At 58.8% G+C, this 12,987-nt stretch carries 15 protein-coding genes; 5 read left to right on the top strand and 10 right to left on the bottom strand.

The genetic code is table 11. The annotated features are described in order from the left end of the window. Positions 1-8: 8 nt before the first annotated feature. The 3 genes from ACR0CE_RS05505 to ACR0CE_RS05495 all read right to left on the bottom strand — a co-directional run bounded on the left by ACR0CE_RS05505 (position 9) and on the right by ACR0CE_RS05495 (position 1,401). Positions 9-260: a DUF6455 family protein gene (locus ACR0CE_RS05505; RefSeq protein WP_267366457.1), complete on the bottom strand. Its 252-nt coding sequence runs from the start codon at positions 258-260 to the stop codon at positions 9-11. Positions 261-328: 68 nt separating this feature from the next. Continuing rightward, positions 329-697, bottom strand: a complete 369-nt coding sequence (locus ACR0CE_RS05500) for a YigZ family protein (protein ID WP_480831332.1) — start codon at positions 695-697, stop codon at positions 329-331. Further along, positions 694-1,401 (bottom strand): M48 family metallopeptidase, encoded by a 708-nt coding sequence (locus ACR0CE_RS05495; RefSeq protein WP_480831330.1) that lies wholly within the window; start codon positions 1,399-1,401, stop codon positions 694-696. The genes ACR0CE_RS05500 and ACR0CE_RS05495 overlap by 4 nt, the downstream gene beginning before the upstream one ends. A 121-nt stretch (positions 1,402-1,522) precedes the next feature. Between ACR0CE_RS05495 and ACR0CE_RS05490 the strand changes: the two genes are divergently transcribed. Beyond that, entirely contained in the window at positions 1,523-1,762 is a 240-nt protein-coding gene (locus ACR0CE_RS05490; RefSeq protein ID WP_480539288.1) for a hypothetical protein, read from the top strand. Here the strand turns inward: ACR0CE_RS05490 and ACR0CE_RS05485 are convergent. After that, positions 1,759-2,034, bottom strand: a complete 276-nt coding sequence (locus tag ACR0CE_RS05485) for a DUF167 domain-containing protein (RefSeq protein WP_480482204.1) — start codon at positions 2,032-2,034, stop codon at positions 1,759-1,761. The genes ACR0CE_RS05490 and ACR0CE_RS05485 overlap by 4 nt on opposite strands. Before the next feature lie 134 nt (positions 2,035-2,168). Here ACR0CE_RS05485 and ACR0CE_RS05480 point away from each other — a divergent pair, with 134 nt between their 5' ends. Beyond that, positions 2,169-2,747 (top strand): nitroreductase family protein, encoded by a 579-nt coding sequence (locus ACR0CE_RS05480; protein WP_480831328.1) that lies wholly within the window; start codon positions 2,169-2,171, stop codon positions 2,745-2,747. Then, entirely contained in the window at positions 2,744-3,442 is a 699-nt protein-coding gene (locus tag ACR0CE_RS05475; RefSeq protein WP_480831326.1) for an EI24 domain-containing protein, read from the top strand. The genes ACR0CE_RS05480 and ACR0CE_RS05475 overlap by 4 nt, the downstream gene beginning before the upstream one ends. 6 nt (positions 3,443-3,448) lie before the next feature. Here the strand turns inward: ACR0CE_RS05475 and ACR0CE_RS05470 are convergent, their stop codons facing one another. Together ACR0CE_RS05470 and mce are read right to left on the bottom strand one after the other, a co-directional pair. Next, entirely contained in the window at positions 3,449-3,721 is a 273-nt protein-coding gene (locus ACR0CE_RS05470) for a DUF1467 family protein (protein ID WP_480487606.1), read from the bottom strand. 24 nt (positions 3,722-3,745) lie between these two features. Continuing rightward, complete coding sequence (gene mce / locus ACR0CE_RS05465; RefSeq protein ID WP_480519118.1) at positions 3,746-4,150, bottom strand: methylmalonyl-CoA epimerase; 405 nt, start codon at positions 4,148-4,150, stop codon at positions 3,746-3,748. Between the two features lie 136 nt (positions 4,151-4,286). On the opposite strand from mce, the gene ACR0CE_RS05460 reads away from it, so the two are divergent. After that, positions 4,287-5,006, top strand: coding sequence for a response regulator (locus tag ACR0CE_RS05460; RefSeq protein WP_480505952.1), 720 nt, complete (start codon positions 4,287-4,289; stop codon positions 5,004-5,006). Positions 5,007-5,186: 180 nt separating this feature from the next. On the opposite strand, the gene aspS is transcribed toward ACR0CE_RS05460, so the two are convergent. From aspS to ACR0CE_RS05440, 4 genes are all read right to left on the bottom strand, one after another. Then, a complete protein-coding gene (aspS, locus tag ACR0CE_RS05455; protein ID WP_480546128.1) occupies positions 5,187-6,962 on the bottom strand; it encodes an aspartate--tRNA ligase in 1,776 nt (591 codons plus the stop codon). Positions 6,963-7,041: 79 nt separating this feature from the next. Next, the gene (locus ACR0CE_RS05450; RefSeq protein ID WP_480831324.1) at positions 7,042-7,713 is read right to left on the bottom strand and encodes a CPBP family intramembrane glutamic endopeptidase; all 672 of its coding nucleotides are present in this window, start codon (positions 7,711-7,713) and stop codon (positions 7,042-7,044) included. Then, a complete protein-coding gene (locus ACR0CE_RS05445) occupies positions 7,710-8,357 on the bottom strand; it encodes an aminotransferase class IV family protein (RefSeq protein ID WP_480831322.1) in 648 nt (215 codons plus the stop codon). Before ACR0CE_RS05445 ends, ACR0CE_RS05450 begins: the two co-directional genes overlap by 4 nt. Then, a complete protein-coding gene (locus tag ACR0CE_RS05440) occupies positions 8,312-9,439 on the bottom strand; it encodes an aminodeoxychorismate synthase component I (protein WP_480831321.1) in 1,128 nt (375 codons plus the stop codon). The genes ACR0CE_RS05445 and ACR0CE_RS05440 overlap by 46 nt, the downstream gene beginning before the upstream one ends. A gap of 178 nt (positions 9,440-9,617) precedes the next feature. On the opposite strand from ACR0CE_RS05440, the gene carB reads away from it, so the two are divergent. Then, entirely contained in the window at positions 9,618-12,971 is a 3,354-nt protein-coding gene (carB, locus tag ACR0CE_RS05435; protein WP_480831319.1) for a carbamoyl-phosphate synthase large subunit, read from the top strand. Positions 12,972-12,987 lie beyond the last annotated feature (16 nt).

The following is a 12,987-nucleotide window of genomic DNA, read 5'->3' as shown; positions in this document are numbered from 1 at the left end:
CCTGACAGTTAAGGCATCAATTTGTGCAGTAACTCCTGGTTACGGCAATATTCAGGTGTCCGCCCAGCGGTCGCCATTTTCTTAAGCAGATCCTGACAATGATCCGGATTCGGACAATCGGTACATCGCAGAACTGCGTCAGAAATCTGGTCGACAGATAGCTTGCCGCCAATGGCTGCTTCCTCAAGATCGATGTCCAGCATTCTGGCCATATCGTCCACCAATCCGGCATGAAGCCGCAAGGACTCTCGGGTGGGCATGCTGTATCCTTTCCCTTTCGCGCTTTACGAAATCCTAGCGCATCCGGAAGGTCAGACTTTGATACAGGTCAAGATTGGGCGCCGATGTGGTCCAGATAGGCCCGGGTTGCATCCTGAACGCGGCGAAAACGGTCCCCACCCAGCTTTTTGCCTCCGTACCAGCGGGTGACGATGATCACGTGATTGTCCAGCCCTGCACGTTCGATCATCCGCAGGATTACCATACCAGCGCCGCTCTCCCCGTCATCAGCCTTCAGCGCGCCGGTCGGCAAAGAGGCGGCCCAGGTGTTATGTGTGGCCTTGGCATAGGATTTATCGGACTTCAGTTGGTCCAAAACCGCGTCAACGTCCGCGCGTGACGCCACAGGCGAGCCAGATACCGCATATTTCGACCCGCGATCCGTCAAAATCACGCCAAGGCGCACAAGATCGGTCATTGCGTCAGTCCCAGTTGCGCCGCGGTTTCAATCACGATGTGCACGCGCTGTGCGTTTGGCGGGTGGGTGCCAAGAAACCTGTCGCCGGGATCCGGAATCCGATCAAAGAACTTTGCCCCAATCAGCGGGTTGTAGCCCGCGTTATGCGTAATGATCGTGCCCATCTCGTCAGCTTCAAGCTCAAAAGCCTTTACATAAGCCTGAACACCAACTTGCGCACCCACTTTCTGAGCCTCTTCTATGTCGGCGGCGTCGCCCCCGCGCAGCTTCTCGGCCTTTCCGAACTCGGTGGCGCTTGCGCTGGCATTTTCGCTTTGCCGTGCGATGTGCCCCAGCACGTGATGGGCCGCCTCATGCCCCATGACAAAAGCCAGTTCATCTGCGTTTTGCGCGGAACGGATCATCGCAAGGGTAAAAATGATGGTGGGTTGCCGCTGGTCGTCCAACGTCTGAAACGCATTGGCTGGCGCACGTGGGTTCAGATCAACGAGAATCCGGAAATCGCATCTCTGAGGTCTTGATTGCTTCAAGCACTGGCTACGGGCCTCGGCCCCGATGTTCTGACTGACTTCGCGAAAGGTCTGGGCAACATCCTCAGAACCCGGCCCTTCACCCAGCCAATCCGCAGCAGGTTGCACGCGCAATCCACCTTCCGCACAGGCCGCAAGCAGCAGGGGAAGCACCAAAACAAAGCGTCTGCGCATGTTACATCCTTCGGCTCGGTCTGACCGTGATTTCAACATAGTACGTGCCGTTCGGCGTGACCACACAAGGCTTTGAAACGAACGTCTTGCATTGCGCGTCGACGGCTTGCACTCTGTCGTTATGTTTTCGATTGAGCATGAATTCGACTCGACGGTCATAACGCTTGTGGACGAAGGTGAAAAACCTTTGCAGGAAGATGTTGTGATCAACAATTTCGCCGAATGCGTCACGCTGGAACAGTTTGATCCGCGAACCGAACAGGTGCAAAAGATCACCTTGTCGCCGGAACAGGTCCGCGATCTGGCCGCAGCGCTGGACCTGCCCGAGGGAGTTTACCAGATCCGTGAAACGGGATCTTAGGGCGCATAGACAAAAACCTTGCTGCGCGAAGTTTGCCCCTGCTTGAGTGACAGTGTCGAAGGCGCGACGCCAAGACATTTCGCAAGAATTACCTGAACCGCATGGTTGGCTTTACCACTGTCAGGCGGTGCCGTGACAAATACCCTGATCTGCCCGTCTTCCACAACCACCCGGTCGCGTGCAGCCTTGGGAGTTACTTTCAGATGAAACGTTGTCCCGGCGTGCGCCTGCGCGCTGAGATCCGGCAGATCTCGTAGTTTGGATTTCGCCATTGTCGCCCCTTCCCTCAATAGTCTTGCATGATGGGCGGTGGAATGAAATTGATCCACGCGATCCGTCGCCGCGCCCTTGAAACCCTCGGCATGCCGACCAAGATACAGAGACGTGATGTAAAGGAAGTTAACATATGTCCATGAAAAACCCCGCTGCTCTGGAGTTTTTGCAGTCGCGCCGGTCCCGACCTGCCAAGACACTGGTTGCCCCGGCTCCGACCCGGGAGGAATTGCTGCCATTGCTGACGGCCGCAGCACGCAGCCCCGATCACGGAAAACTGGAACCCTGGCGATTTATCGTTCTGGAACAGGGGGCCATGGCAAGACTGGCAACCCTGACCGAGACCTGCGGGCAAAGACTTAAGAAAAGTCCGGAAGATATTGCAAAAGCACGCAGCCAATTTGACATGGGACATCTGGCCGTAGCCGTAATCGAAGTACAAAAACCGTCCGAGAAAATACCCGCGATTGAACAAACCTATTCAGCGGGCGCGGTCTGTCTGGCCCTGCTGAATGCCGCGCTGGCCGCAGGCTGGGGTGCAAACTGGCTATCGGGTTGGCAAACCCATGACCACGACTTCTGCGTCGACGCCTTTGGGCTTGCTGACAACGAACGCGTAGCCGGGCTGATACATATCGCCACCGAAGGAACAGCCCCACCCGAGCGCCCGCGGCCCGATGTGACGGCCATAACGGAATGGATCACAGAATGATCATCCTGAACGCCTTCTTCAGCGCGCTAAGCCAGATCGGAGATCCTAAGTTCCGCGCCGTTCTGCTGCGCGGTGTAGGTTTGACCATCCTGTTGCTGGGTCTTGCCTGTGCGGGTGCGATCAGTTTGATCAACTGGTTGTCGGGCAGTGAAATCTCTCTGCCGTTCGTCGGCGCAGTTCCATGGCTGAACGACGTTCTGAACTATTCAGGTATCGTTCTCGTCCTGATCCTGCCTGTTTTCCTGATGGTGCCGGTGGCGTCAGCCATCACATCGATCTTTCTGGACGAAGTGGCACAGGCGGTCGAGGACAAGCATTTTCCAGCCTTACCACCTGCACGACGCATCCCGGTGTCAGAGGCCCTGATGGACGGCCTCAGCTTTCTTGGCGTGCTGATTGTCGCAAACCTGCTGGCGCTGATCCTTTATGCGATCTTCACCCCGTTTGCGCCCTTCATCTTCTGGGCCATGAACGGGTTCTTGTTGGGGCGAGAATACTTCACGCTGGCTGCAATGCGCCGGATCGGGCGGGATGGCGCACGCCAGTTGCGGGCCAGGCATTCGACCACGATCTGGGTCGCTGGAACGCTGATGGCCATTCCGCTGTCGATACCGATGTTGAATCTGGTGATCCCGATCCTTGGCGCGGCGACATTCACCCATATTTTTCATGCTGTGTCAGGCCAAAAGGTCTGACACAGATTAGCGCGGCTCCAGTTGGTTCAACCAGTCGAAGTCCCGCACTGAAATTGCACCAGATATGATGATCCCGGCAATGATAGCCCACAAAACCACTGCAATGGCGGTGGTGATCCACATCTTAGCCTTCAGATGATGGACTTCCGGCGCGCCCGCATGGGTGCCCGGAACGATATCGTTCAGGTCACCCTGAGTTTTGATGCGAATGGGCAGAACCACAAGCAACGTCATAAACCAGATGACGGCGAACAGCACCAATGCAGCGGTAATGGTCACTTCAGGCCCTCCGGGTTTTGCGGATCAAACCTGTTCCAGCTCGACAAGGCAGCCGTTGAAGTCCTTGGGATGCAGGAACAGCACCGGCTTGCCATGCGCGCCGATCTTGGGCTCCCCCGACCCCAGAACACGGGCGCCAGTCGCTTTTAGATGATCACGGGCGGCGATGATGTCGTCGACCTCATAGCATACGTGATGAATACCGCCTGCCGGGTTCTTTTCCAGAAACCCGTTGATCGGGCTGTCGTCGCCCAGCGGGTACAAAAGTTCGATCTTGGTGTTGGGCAGTTCGATGAACACAACCGTGACGCCATGATCCGGTTCGTCCTGCGGCGCGCCAACCTTGGCGCCCAGCGCATTGCGGTATTGCTCGGATGCCGCCTCAAGGTCGGGTACGGCGATGGCAACGTGGTTCAGACGTCCAATCATGTCTCACTCCTGATGTCCTGCGTTGCGTGGGTTATGGGGGCTGCTCTGCGAAAGAACAAGTGCGCCAAATCGCGCGTTAACGTCGTGTTAGCCAGAAGTTCCTAGCGTGAAGCATCTGCTGGATAGGAGAGCTGCCATGGACGATTCGGGCCTCATTGCCACCACCGCCGCCACGCCCACCGCAACGCGGCCCTTGCTGGGACAGACAATTCTGGTTGTTGAAGACAGCCGATATGCCTGCGATGCGATCCGCCTGATGTGCCTGCATAGCGGTGCACGTATCCGACGCGCTGACTGCCTGAAATCGGCACGGCGACACCTGCAGATCTATCGCCCGTCGGTCATTCTGGTCGATATGGGCCTGCCTGACGGATCCGGAGCTGACCTGATCGCCGAACTGGCCGACGCTTCACCACGGATCAGCGTAATCATGGGCCTGTCGGGCGATGACGCCACCGAAGGTCTGGCCCACGCAGCCGGGGCGGATGGATTTCTGTCCAAGCCGATAAAATCATTGTCTTATTTTCAGAAGTCCATTCTGGAGCGCCTGCCCGAGGATCGACGCCCAAGCGGGCTCCACTCGGTTCGCGACGAAGTCATCCGCCCCGACCCGATGGCTTATCAGGACGACATGGCGCATATCGCCGATGTCCTAACCGGGCCCAACGATCATCGCACATGGGATTACGCCGCCCAGTTCCTGCAAGGGGTCGCACGGGAAGCCGATGACAGACCGTTGGCAGAAGCCGCCCGAAAGCTGGCGCTGTCACGGGCGAACGGCGCACCGATCACCGCGCAGGCAGCGCAGGTCGCCGGCATGGTGCAGAACCGTTTGGAACAAAGAAAGGCGATTTGACGTGATTGCAGCTTATTTCATCACTGCAACGCTTCTGTGCATCTGGGTCTATCGCCAAACACGGCAGACTGCACGCTCAATTCGTGTCAACCGAGGCGATTTGAACAACCCACTGGACTGACCGGCGAATACGCACCGGCACCAAAATTAAACCGCCCGCTTGATGCGGGCGGCTCTCGTTCAGTCCTGCGGGATGAGGCGCAAGCCCAGTTCCATCAGCTGATCCGAGGTCGGGTCTGACGGCGCATGCATCATCAGATCTTCGGCCCGCTGGTTCATCGGGAACATCATGACCTCGCGGATATTGGCCTCATCCGCCAACAGCATCACGATCCGGTCGATCCCAGCAGCGCAGCCACCGTGCGGCGGCGCACCGTAGTGGAAGGCGTTGAACAGAGCACCAAAGCGGGATTTCACTTCATCCTCGCCATAGCCTGCCAGTTCAAAGGCCTTCAGCATGATTTCCGGCTTGTGGTTCCGGATCGCACCCGACACCAGCTCATATCCATTGCACGCGAGGTCATACTGATACCCGCGCACATCCAGCGGATTGCCCTGTAGCGCTTCCATGCCGCCCTGCGGCATCGAAAACGGGTTGTGCTCAAAGTCGATCGCGCCGGTTTCTTCGTCTTGCTCGTAGATCGGGAAATCAACGATCCAGGCAAAGGCAAAGCGGTCTTTCTCGGTCAGGCCAAGCTCGTCGCCGATCACATCGCGCGCCTTGCCTGCAACCTTTTCAAAGGCTTTCGGCTTGCCGCCCAGGAAAAACGCCGCATCGCCGACACCCAGACCCAATTGCTGACGGATAGCCTCGGTCCGCTCGGGGCCGATGTTCTTGGCCAGCGGGCCTGCGGCTTCCATCCCTTCGCCCTGATCGCGCCAGAAGATGTAGCCCATACCGGGCAGACCCTCTTTCTGGGCAAAGGCGTTCATGCGGTCACAGAACTTGCGGCTGCCACCGGTTGGCGCGGGGATAGCGCGAATTTCGGTGCCTTCCTGTTCGAGCAGCTTTGCGAAAATAGCAAAACCAGACCCGCGGAAGTGGTCAGAGACCACCTGCATCTTAATAGGGTTCCGCAGGTCGGGCTTGTCCGTGCCGTACCACAGCGCCGAATCCTTGTAGGAAATCTGCGGCCAGTCCTGATCGACCTTGCGACCACCACCGAACTCTTCGAACACACCGGTCAAAACGGGCTGGATCGTGTCGAACACGTCCTGCTGCTCGACAAAGGACATCTCGAGGTCAAGCTGGTAGAAATCGGTGGGTGAGCGGTCGGCGCGCGGGTCTTCGTCGCGGAAGCAGGGCGCAATCTGGAAATACTTGTCGAAACCCGACACCATAATCAGCTGCTTGAACTGCTGCGGGGCTTGCGGCAACGCGTAGAACTTACCCGGATGCAGGCGCGACGGCACAAGGAAGTCACGCGCGCCTTCGGGTGAGGACGCGGTGATGATCGGCGTCTGGTACTCGCGGAACCCCTGATCCCACATACGCTTGCGCATGGAGGCCACCACGTCCGAGCGCAAGGTCATGTTGCGCTGCATCGCCTCGCGTCGCAGGTCGAGGTAACGATAGCGCAGGCGGGTTTCCTCGGGGTATTCCTGATCGCCGAACACCATTAGCGGCAGTTCCTCGGCGGCCCCCAGAACTTCCAGTTCGCGCACGTAAACCTCGATCTCACCGGTGGGCAGTTTCGGGTTCACCAGTTCGGCGGCACGCGCCTTGACGGTTCCGTCGATGCGGATGCACCATTCGGAACGCACCTTTTCAAGCGCAGCAAAAGCGGCGCTGTCGCCGTCACACAGGATCTGGGTTACGCCGAAATGGTCGCGCAGGTCGATGAACAGGACGCCCCCGTGATCTCGGACCCGATGCACCCAACCGGACAGGCGAACGGTTTCACCGACATTAGCGGCGGTCAGTGCGGCGCAGGTGTGGCTGCGATAGGCGTGCATGGATCATATCCCTTCGGGCGCAGAATTCGTCGCGCCGATACACCCTGTCAGGCCCGGAAAGTCAAGGCGGGTCGCCCTGTCAAAACGGCCTTTGCACGTTGCCTGAGTAGAAATAGGCACCCAGCCCGACCGCAAAGATGATATTGCCCGCAATCGCGTGCAGCAGCACCGCGTAGAAGAACGAACCGCGCTGCCTGTAGGCCCATGTAAACAGCAGCCCGCCCGCAAATGTCATGAGGGCGACAATCCAACTCCAATACATCAGATGCGCGAACGAGAAGATGGCAGCATTCAGCACATAAGCCGCGCGCCCTTCTGGCAGGATCGCGTGATAGCGACGGAAGAACAGTGGGCGGAACAGAAGTTCCTGTGGCAGTGCAGACAAAACAGGATAACCGATCCAGATAAACGCCAGCATCTCAGGGCGGTGTACTAGCAGAAAAAACGCGGCGTCGGGGCGTGTCACCTGAATCAGCCCAACGCAAAACACGGACATGAAAGCGGTAAACAGCACAACTTCGCGAAGCGACCAGTTGGCCCAATCATAGCGCAACTCGGCCCATTGAAAGCCCGGTGTCCAATGCAGCAGCGTGATCCCCAGCCCGGTCAGGGCAAACAGAGCCGGAAACATCCAGTTCGGTGGAAACAAAACCGCGATGATCAGCGGCAGGACAACATAGAACAAGCCGAACTCAACCCTTAACCGCGGCAATGCATCTGGCGGTCCGACCATCGTGCTGTCTTTGGTCACGTGTCTATCAGCTCCACCCGGATCAGCCCGCGCAATGAATTGCCCATGTAGGCAGTTTGTGCGTTTTTTAGATCGCTCAAGGTCAGCACGGCCTCAGACACCGTTCCTTTATCCAGTATTTCTTCGCGCAATATGCCAGGCAACAGACCGCTGGACAGCGCAGGTGTCAGAATACGACCGTCCTGTTTTTCGACGAAAAGGTTGCTGATGGTGCCCTCACACAGCTCATCAAGCTCATTCAGGAATAACACCTCGTCTATGCCATCCGTCAGCGCGGCGCGAGTATTGTCATAAAGGGCGCGGCGGCTTGTCTTGTGACGCAGCCAAAGATCATTGGAAGCCAGTCGCTGATCAGACAGGGCGATGCGCCAGACCGGAGGGTTGCTGGCCAGAACCCCGGTGGTCAATTCGAATGCACCCGATGCGTCCAGTGTAAGGCGGCACCGCAAGGGGGTGTCGCCCAACGCGCCATCCAGCGCGGCGGTCGCTGAATCCGGGTTGAAGGGAAGGCCAAAGGCCGCAGCGGTTCGGGCCATGCGCGCAAGGTGACGGTCTTTTCGGAGAAAGCCCTGACCTGGCCGAAACGCCAGCGTTTCGATCAGGCGGAAATCAGGCTCAGCTGGCGGGCGAAGCGGGCTTTCCATAGCGCCTCCTCATATTCTGCCGGGGCGGTGCTGTCCCAGACAAGGCCCCCGCCCACGTTCAGGGTGGCCTGATCGTCTTCCAGCATCAGCGTACGGATGGCCACGTTGAACTCGGACCGGCCATCAGGCGCGGCCCAGCCGATGGTGCCACAATAGATGTCGCGCAGCCAGGGTTCCAGCCCGGCCAGAATTTCCATGGCGCGAATTTTGGGGGCGCCCGTGATCGAGCCGCAGGGAAACAGAGCCGTCAGTATATCGCTGAGCCCTGCGCATTTGAGCAACTGGGCACGGACAAGTGAAACCATCTGATGCACTGTCGCATAGGTTTCCACCTTGAACAGTTCAGGGACATGAACGGAACCGGGCAACGCGACACGGCTGATATCGTTGCGCAGAAGATCGACGATCATCAGGTTTTCCGCCCGGTTCTTTTCGTCCGTGGTCAGAAACGCCCGGCGCCGCATATCCTCGTCCGGGTCTTCGCTGCGCGGCTGGGTGCCCTTCATCGGTCGTGTCTCGATCTTTCCATCCGCGTCTGTGCGGAAGAACAACTCTGGCGAGCGGCTGAGCAAATCCGGTAACCCGACCTGCTGCACCAGCGCGCCATGCCCAACGGGCTGCCCCGCTGCCAGTGCCGCATAAAGGGTTTCACTGCTGCCCGAGACGGTCAGGTCAATCGGAAAGGTCAGGTTCGCCTGATAGATATCACCGGCACCGATGGCATCATGCACCACTTGAAAGGCTTCGCCATAGCGCGCCTCGTCCCAGCGCGGCTGAAACGCGCGCACCTCGCCTGCGGGTGTCGGTAAAGAAACCCGATCCGGCGCGCCGTAAACTCCAAAGCACAACAAGGGAAGCCGACGCGAGTCCCGCAAAAGATTGATCAGCCGAGGTTCAAGCACATATCCCAGTTCATAACTGGCATAGCCAGCCAGCCAGGCCCCGCGCGCGCGCGCCTCATCCAGCGCCGCCAGAGCCTGGGGCACGTCCTCCGCCGTATCCGCGCGGATAATCCGAGACGGGCGCTGAAACCGGGTTCCGCGACCGGCTGGTCCCTGATCAAAACGAATACGCAACTGCATCCTCTTTTGCCGTGAAGGGCGATATAGAGAATACTCTGGCAGGGGAAAGGGGGGAAAGCGGCAATTTCGCTTCTGTTTCCGATACCCCTTGAACCTTTCTGCGTGGTCCCTATAACGCACGACAATTTGGGCGCTTGGGCGGCGCCCGCGACTCGTACAAAATCGAAGGGGCCAGGCCATGCCGAAGAGAACCGACATCAAGTCGATCATGATCATCGGGGCGGGTCCCATTGTTATCGGTCAGGCCTGCGAGTTCGACTATTCCGGCGCTCAGGCCTGCAAGGCCCTGCGCGAAGAAGGTTACCGGGTTATTCTGGTCAACTCGAACCCGGCGACAATCATGACTGACCCCGGACTTGCCGATGCCACCTATATCGAGCCGATCACGCCCGAGGTCGTCGCCAAGATCATCGAAAAGGAACGCCCTGACGCCCTGCTGCCCACAATGGGCGGGCAAACCGGTCTGAACACCTCGCTCGCGCTGGAAGAGATGGGGGTGTTGGACAAGTTCGGTGTCGAGATGATCGGTGCCAAACGCGACGCCATCGAGATGGCCGAGGACCGAAAATTGTTCCGCGAGGCGATGGATCGGCTGGGGCTGGAAAACCCCAAAGCCACCATCGTGACCGCCCCCAAGAAGGCCGACGGCTCTGCCGATCTGGACGCAGGTGTTCAGATCGCTCTGGACGAGCTGGAGGAAATCGGCCTGCCTGCCATCATCCGCCCGGCCTTTACCTTGGGCGGCACAGGCGGCGGCGTGGCCTATAACCGCGAGGATTATATCCATTTCTGCCGCTCGGGCATGGATGCCTCGCCTGTCAACCAGATCCTGGTCGATGAAAGCCTGCTGGGCTGGAAAGAATACGAGATGGAAGTGGTGCGCGACACCGCCGACAACGCCATTATCGTCTGCTCCATCGAAAACGTCGACCCAATGGGCGTGCACACGGGTGACTCGATTACCGTGGCCCCTGCCCTGACGCTGACCGACAAGGAATACCAGATCATGCGCAACGGCTCGATTGCCGTCCTGCGCGAGATCGGGGTGGAAACCGGTGGCTCGAACGTGCAATGGGCAATCAACCCCGATGATGGCCGCATGGTTGTGATCGAAATGAACCCGCGCGTGTCGCGTTCATCGGCGCTGGCCTCCAAGGCGACGGGTTTCCCTATTGCCAAGATCGCCGCGAAACTGGCCGTCGGCTACACGCTGGACGAGCTGGACAATGACATCACCAAGGTCACGCCTGCGTCGTTCGAACCTACCATCGACTATGTCGTCACCAAGATCCCGAAATTCGCGTTTGAAAAATTCCCCGGCTCTGAACCCTACCTGACCACTGCAATGAAGTCAGTGGGTGAGGCGATGTCCATCGGGCGCACCATCCACGAATCCATGCAGAAGGCGCTGGCATCGATGGAATCCGGCCTGACCGGGTTTGATGAGATCGAAATTCCGGGGCTGAGCATCGGCCTGTGGGATGAGGTCGAAAGCAGCGACGACAAAGCGCATGTCATCAAGGCGATCAGCAAGCAGACCCCCGACCGCCTGCGCACCATCGCCCAAGCCATGCGTCATGGCCTGAGCGACGATGAAATCTTTGGCGTCACCAAGTTTGACCCCTGGTTCCTGGCCCGCATTCGCGAGATCATCGAAGCAGAACGCACCGTGCGTAAGGATGGTCTGCCAGTGACCGAAGAAGGCATCCGCAAGCTCAAGATGCTGGGCTTCACCGATGCGCGTCTGGGCAACCTGTCAGGCCGCAGCGAAGATAACGTGCGCCGCGCCCGCCACAATCTGGGCGTCACCGCGGTCTTTAAACGCATTGATACCTGCGCTGCTGAGTTCGAAGCGCAGACACCCTATATGTACTCGACTTACGAAGCCCCGATGATGGGAGATGTCGAATGCGAGGCACGCCCAAGCGACCGCAAGAAGGTCGTTATTCTTGGTGGTGGCCCGAACCGGATCGGTCAGGGGATCGAGTTCGATTATTGCTGCTGCCACGCCTGCTATGCGCTAACCGAGGCCGGGTACGAAACCATCATGGTCAATTGCAACCCCGAGACGGTCTCGACCGACTATGACACCTCGGACCGTCTGTATTTTGAGCCGCTGACCTTTGAACACGTCATGGAAATCCTGACGAAAGAACAGGAAAACGGTACGCTGCACGGCGTGATCGTTCAGTTCGGTGGGCAAACTCCGTTGAAGCTGGCCAACGCGCTTGAGGCCGAGGGCATTCCGATTCTGGGTACCACACCGGACGCAATTGACCTGGCCGAAGACCGTGAACGGTTCCAGGCGCTGGTCAATGAACTGGGCCTGAAACAGCCCAGAAACGGTATTGCCTCGACCGATGAAAAGGCGCTGGAGATTGCCGAAGAGATCGGTTTCCCGCTGGTCATTCGCCCCTCTTACGTTCTGGGCGGTCGTGCGATGGAAATCGTGCGCGATATGGATCAGCTGCGACGCTATATCAACGAGGCCGTTGTGGTCTCGGGCGACAGCCCCGTACTGCTGGACAGCTATCTGGCGGGCGCGGTCGAGCTGGACGTAGATGCGCTGTGTGACGGCACCGACGTTCACGTGGCGGGCATCATGCAGCACATCGAAGAAGCGGGCGTTCACTCGGGCGATTCCGCCTGTTCGCTGCCGCCCTATTCGCTGTCGAAAGAGATCATCGGGCAGATCAAGGAACAGGCGTTCAAGCTGGCCAAGGCGCTGAATGTTGTTGGCCTGATGAATGTGCAATTCGCGATCAAGGATGATGAGATCTATCTGATCGAAGTGAACCCGCGCGCCTCGCGCACCGTGCCGTTTGTTGCCAAGGCCACCGACAGTGCGATTGCGTCGATTGCGGCGCGCATCATGGCGGGCGAGAAACTGGCCAATTTCCCGATGCGCCCGCCCTATCAGGAAGGCAAGGACACCAAGATCGCGGACCAGATGACGCTGGCCGATCCGGATATGCCGTGGTTCTCGGTGAAAGAGGCCGTCATGCCCTTCGCCCGTTTCCCCGGCGTCGACACCATCCTTGGCCCGGAAATGCGCTCGACCGGCGAGGTGATGGGCTGGGACCGTGACTTCCCACGCGCGTTCCTCAAGGCGCAGATGGGCGCGGGCATGGTGCTGCCGTCCTCAGGCCGTGCGTTCATTTCGATCAAGGATGCCGACAAGGGCAAAGCCATGCTGGAAGCGGCGCAGGTTCTGGTTGATCAGGGCTTCACGCTTGTGGCCACGCGCGGCACCCAAGGCTGGCTGGACGAACAGGGTGTTGCCTGTGACGTGGTGAACAAGGTGTACGAAGGCCGCCCGGATGTGGTGGACATGCTGAAAGACGGTCAGGTGCAGCTGGTGATGAACACCACCGAAGGTGCGCAGGCGGTTGAGGACAGCAAGGCCATCCGCTCGATCGCGCTGTACGACAAGATCCCGTATTTCACCACCGCAGCTGGGGCCAATGCCGCAGCACTGGCGATCAAGGCACAAGCTGAGGGCGACGTTGAGGTGAAATCGCTACAGGGGTAAAGACCCATGAACCAAA

The sequence above is a fragment of the Ruegeria sp. L11 genome, assembly GCF_056531755.1.
The sequence above is the reverse complement of the archived record's forward strand: the minus strand, read 5'-3'. Positions and strand labels throughout refer to the sequence as shown.

What these genes read in the sequence shown, in the direction of transcription:
- ACR0CE_RS05505 (WP_267366457.1), bottom strand. Translation starts at nt 260, where the DNA reads ATGCCCACCCGAGAGTCCTTGCGGCTTCATGCCGGATTGGTGGACGAT.
- ACR0CE_RS05500 (WP_480831332.1), bottom strand. Translation starts at nt 697, where the DNA reads ATGACCGATCTTGTGCGCCTTGGCGTGATTTTGACGGATCGCGGGTCG.
- ACR0CE_RS05495 (WP_480831330.1), bottom strand. Translation starts at nt 1,401, where the DNA reads ATGCGCAGACGCTTTGTTTTGGTGCTTCCCCTGCTGCTTGCGGCCTGT.
- ACR0CE_RS05490 (WP_480539288.1), top strand. Translation starts at nt 1,523, where the DNA reads ATGTTTTCGATTGAGCATGAATTCGACTCGACGGTCATAACGCTTGTG.
- ACR0CE_RS05485 (WP_480482204.1), bottom strand. Translation starts at nt 2,034, where the DNA reads ATGGCGAAATCCAAACTACGAGATCTGCCGGATCTCAGCGCGCAGGCG.
- ACR0CE_RS05480 (WP_480831328.1), top strand. Translation starts at nt 2,169, where the DNA reads ATGTCCATGAAAAACCCCGCTGCTCTGGAGTTTTTGCAGTCGCGCCGG.
- ACR0CE_RS05475 (WP_480831326.1), top strand. Translation starts at nt 2,744, where the DNA reads ATGATCATCCTGAACGCCTTCTTCAGCGCGCTAAGCCAGATCGGAGAT.
- mce (WP_480519118.1), bottom strand. Translation starts at nt 4,150, where the DNA reads ATGATTGGACGTCTGAACCACGTTGCCATCGCCGTACCCGACCTTGAG.
- ACR0CE_RS05460 (WP_480505952.1), top strand. Translation starts at nt 4,287, where the DNA reads ATGGACGATTCGGGCCTCATTGCCACCACCGCCGCCACGCCCACCGCA.
- aspS (WP_480546128.1), bottom strand. Translation starts at nt 6,962, where the DNA reads ATGCACGCCTATCGCAGCCACACCTGCGCCGCACTGACCGCCGCTAAT.
- ACR0CE_RS05445 (WP_480831322.1), bottom strand. Translation starts at nt 8,357, where the DNA reads ATGGAAAGCCCGCTTCGCCCGCCAGCTGAGCCTGATTTCCGCCTGATC.
- ACR0CE_RS05440 (WP_480831321.1), bottom strand. Translation starts at nt 9,439, where the DNA reads ATGCAGTTGCGTATTCGTTTTGATCAGGGACCAGCCGGTCGCGGAACC.
- carB (WP_480831319.1), top strand. Translation starts at nt 9,618, where the DNA reads ATGCCGAAGAGAACCGACATCAAGTCGATCATGATCATCGGGGCGGGT.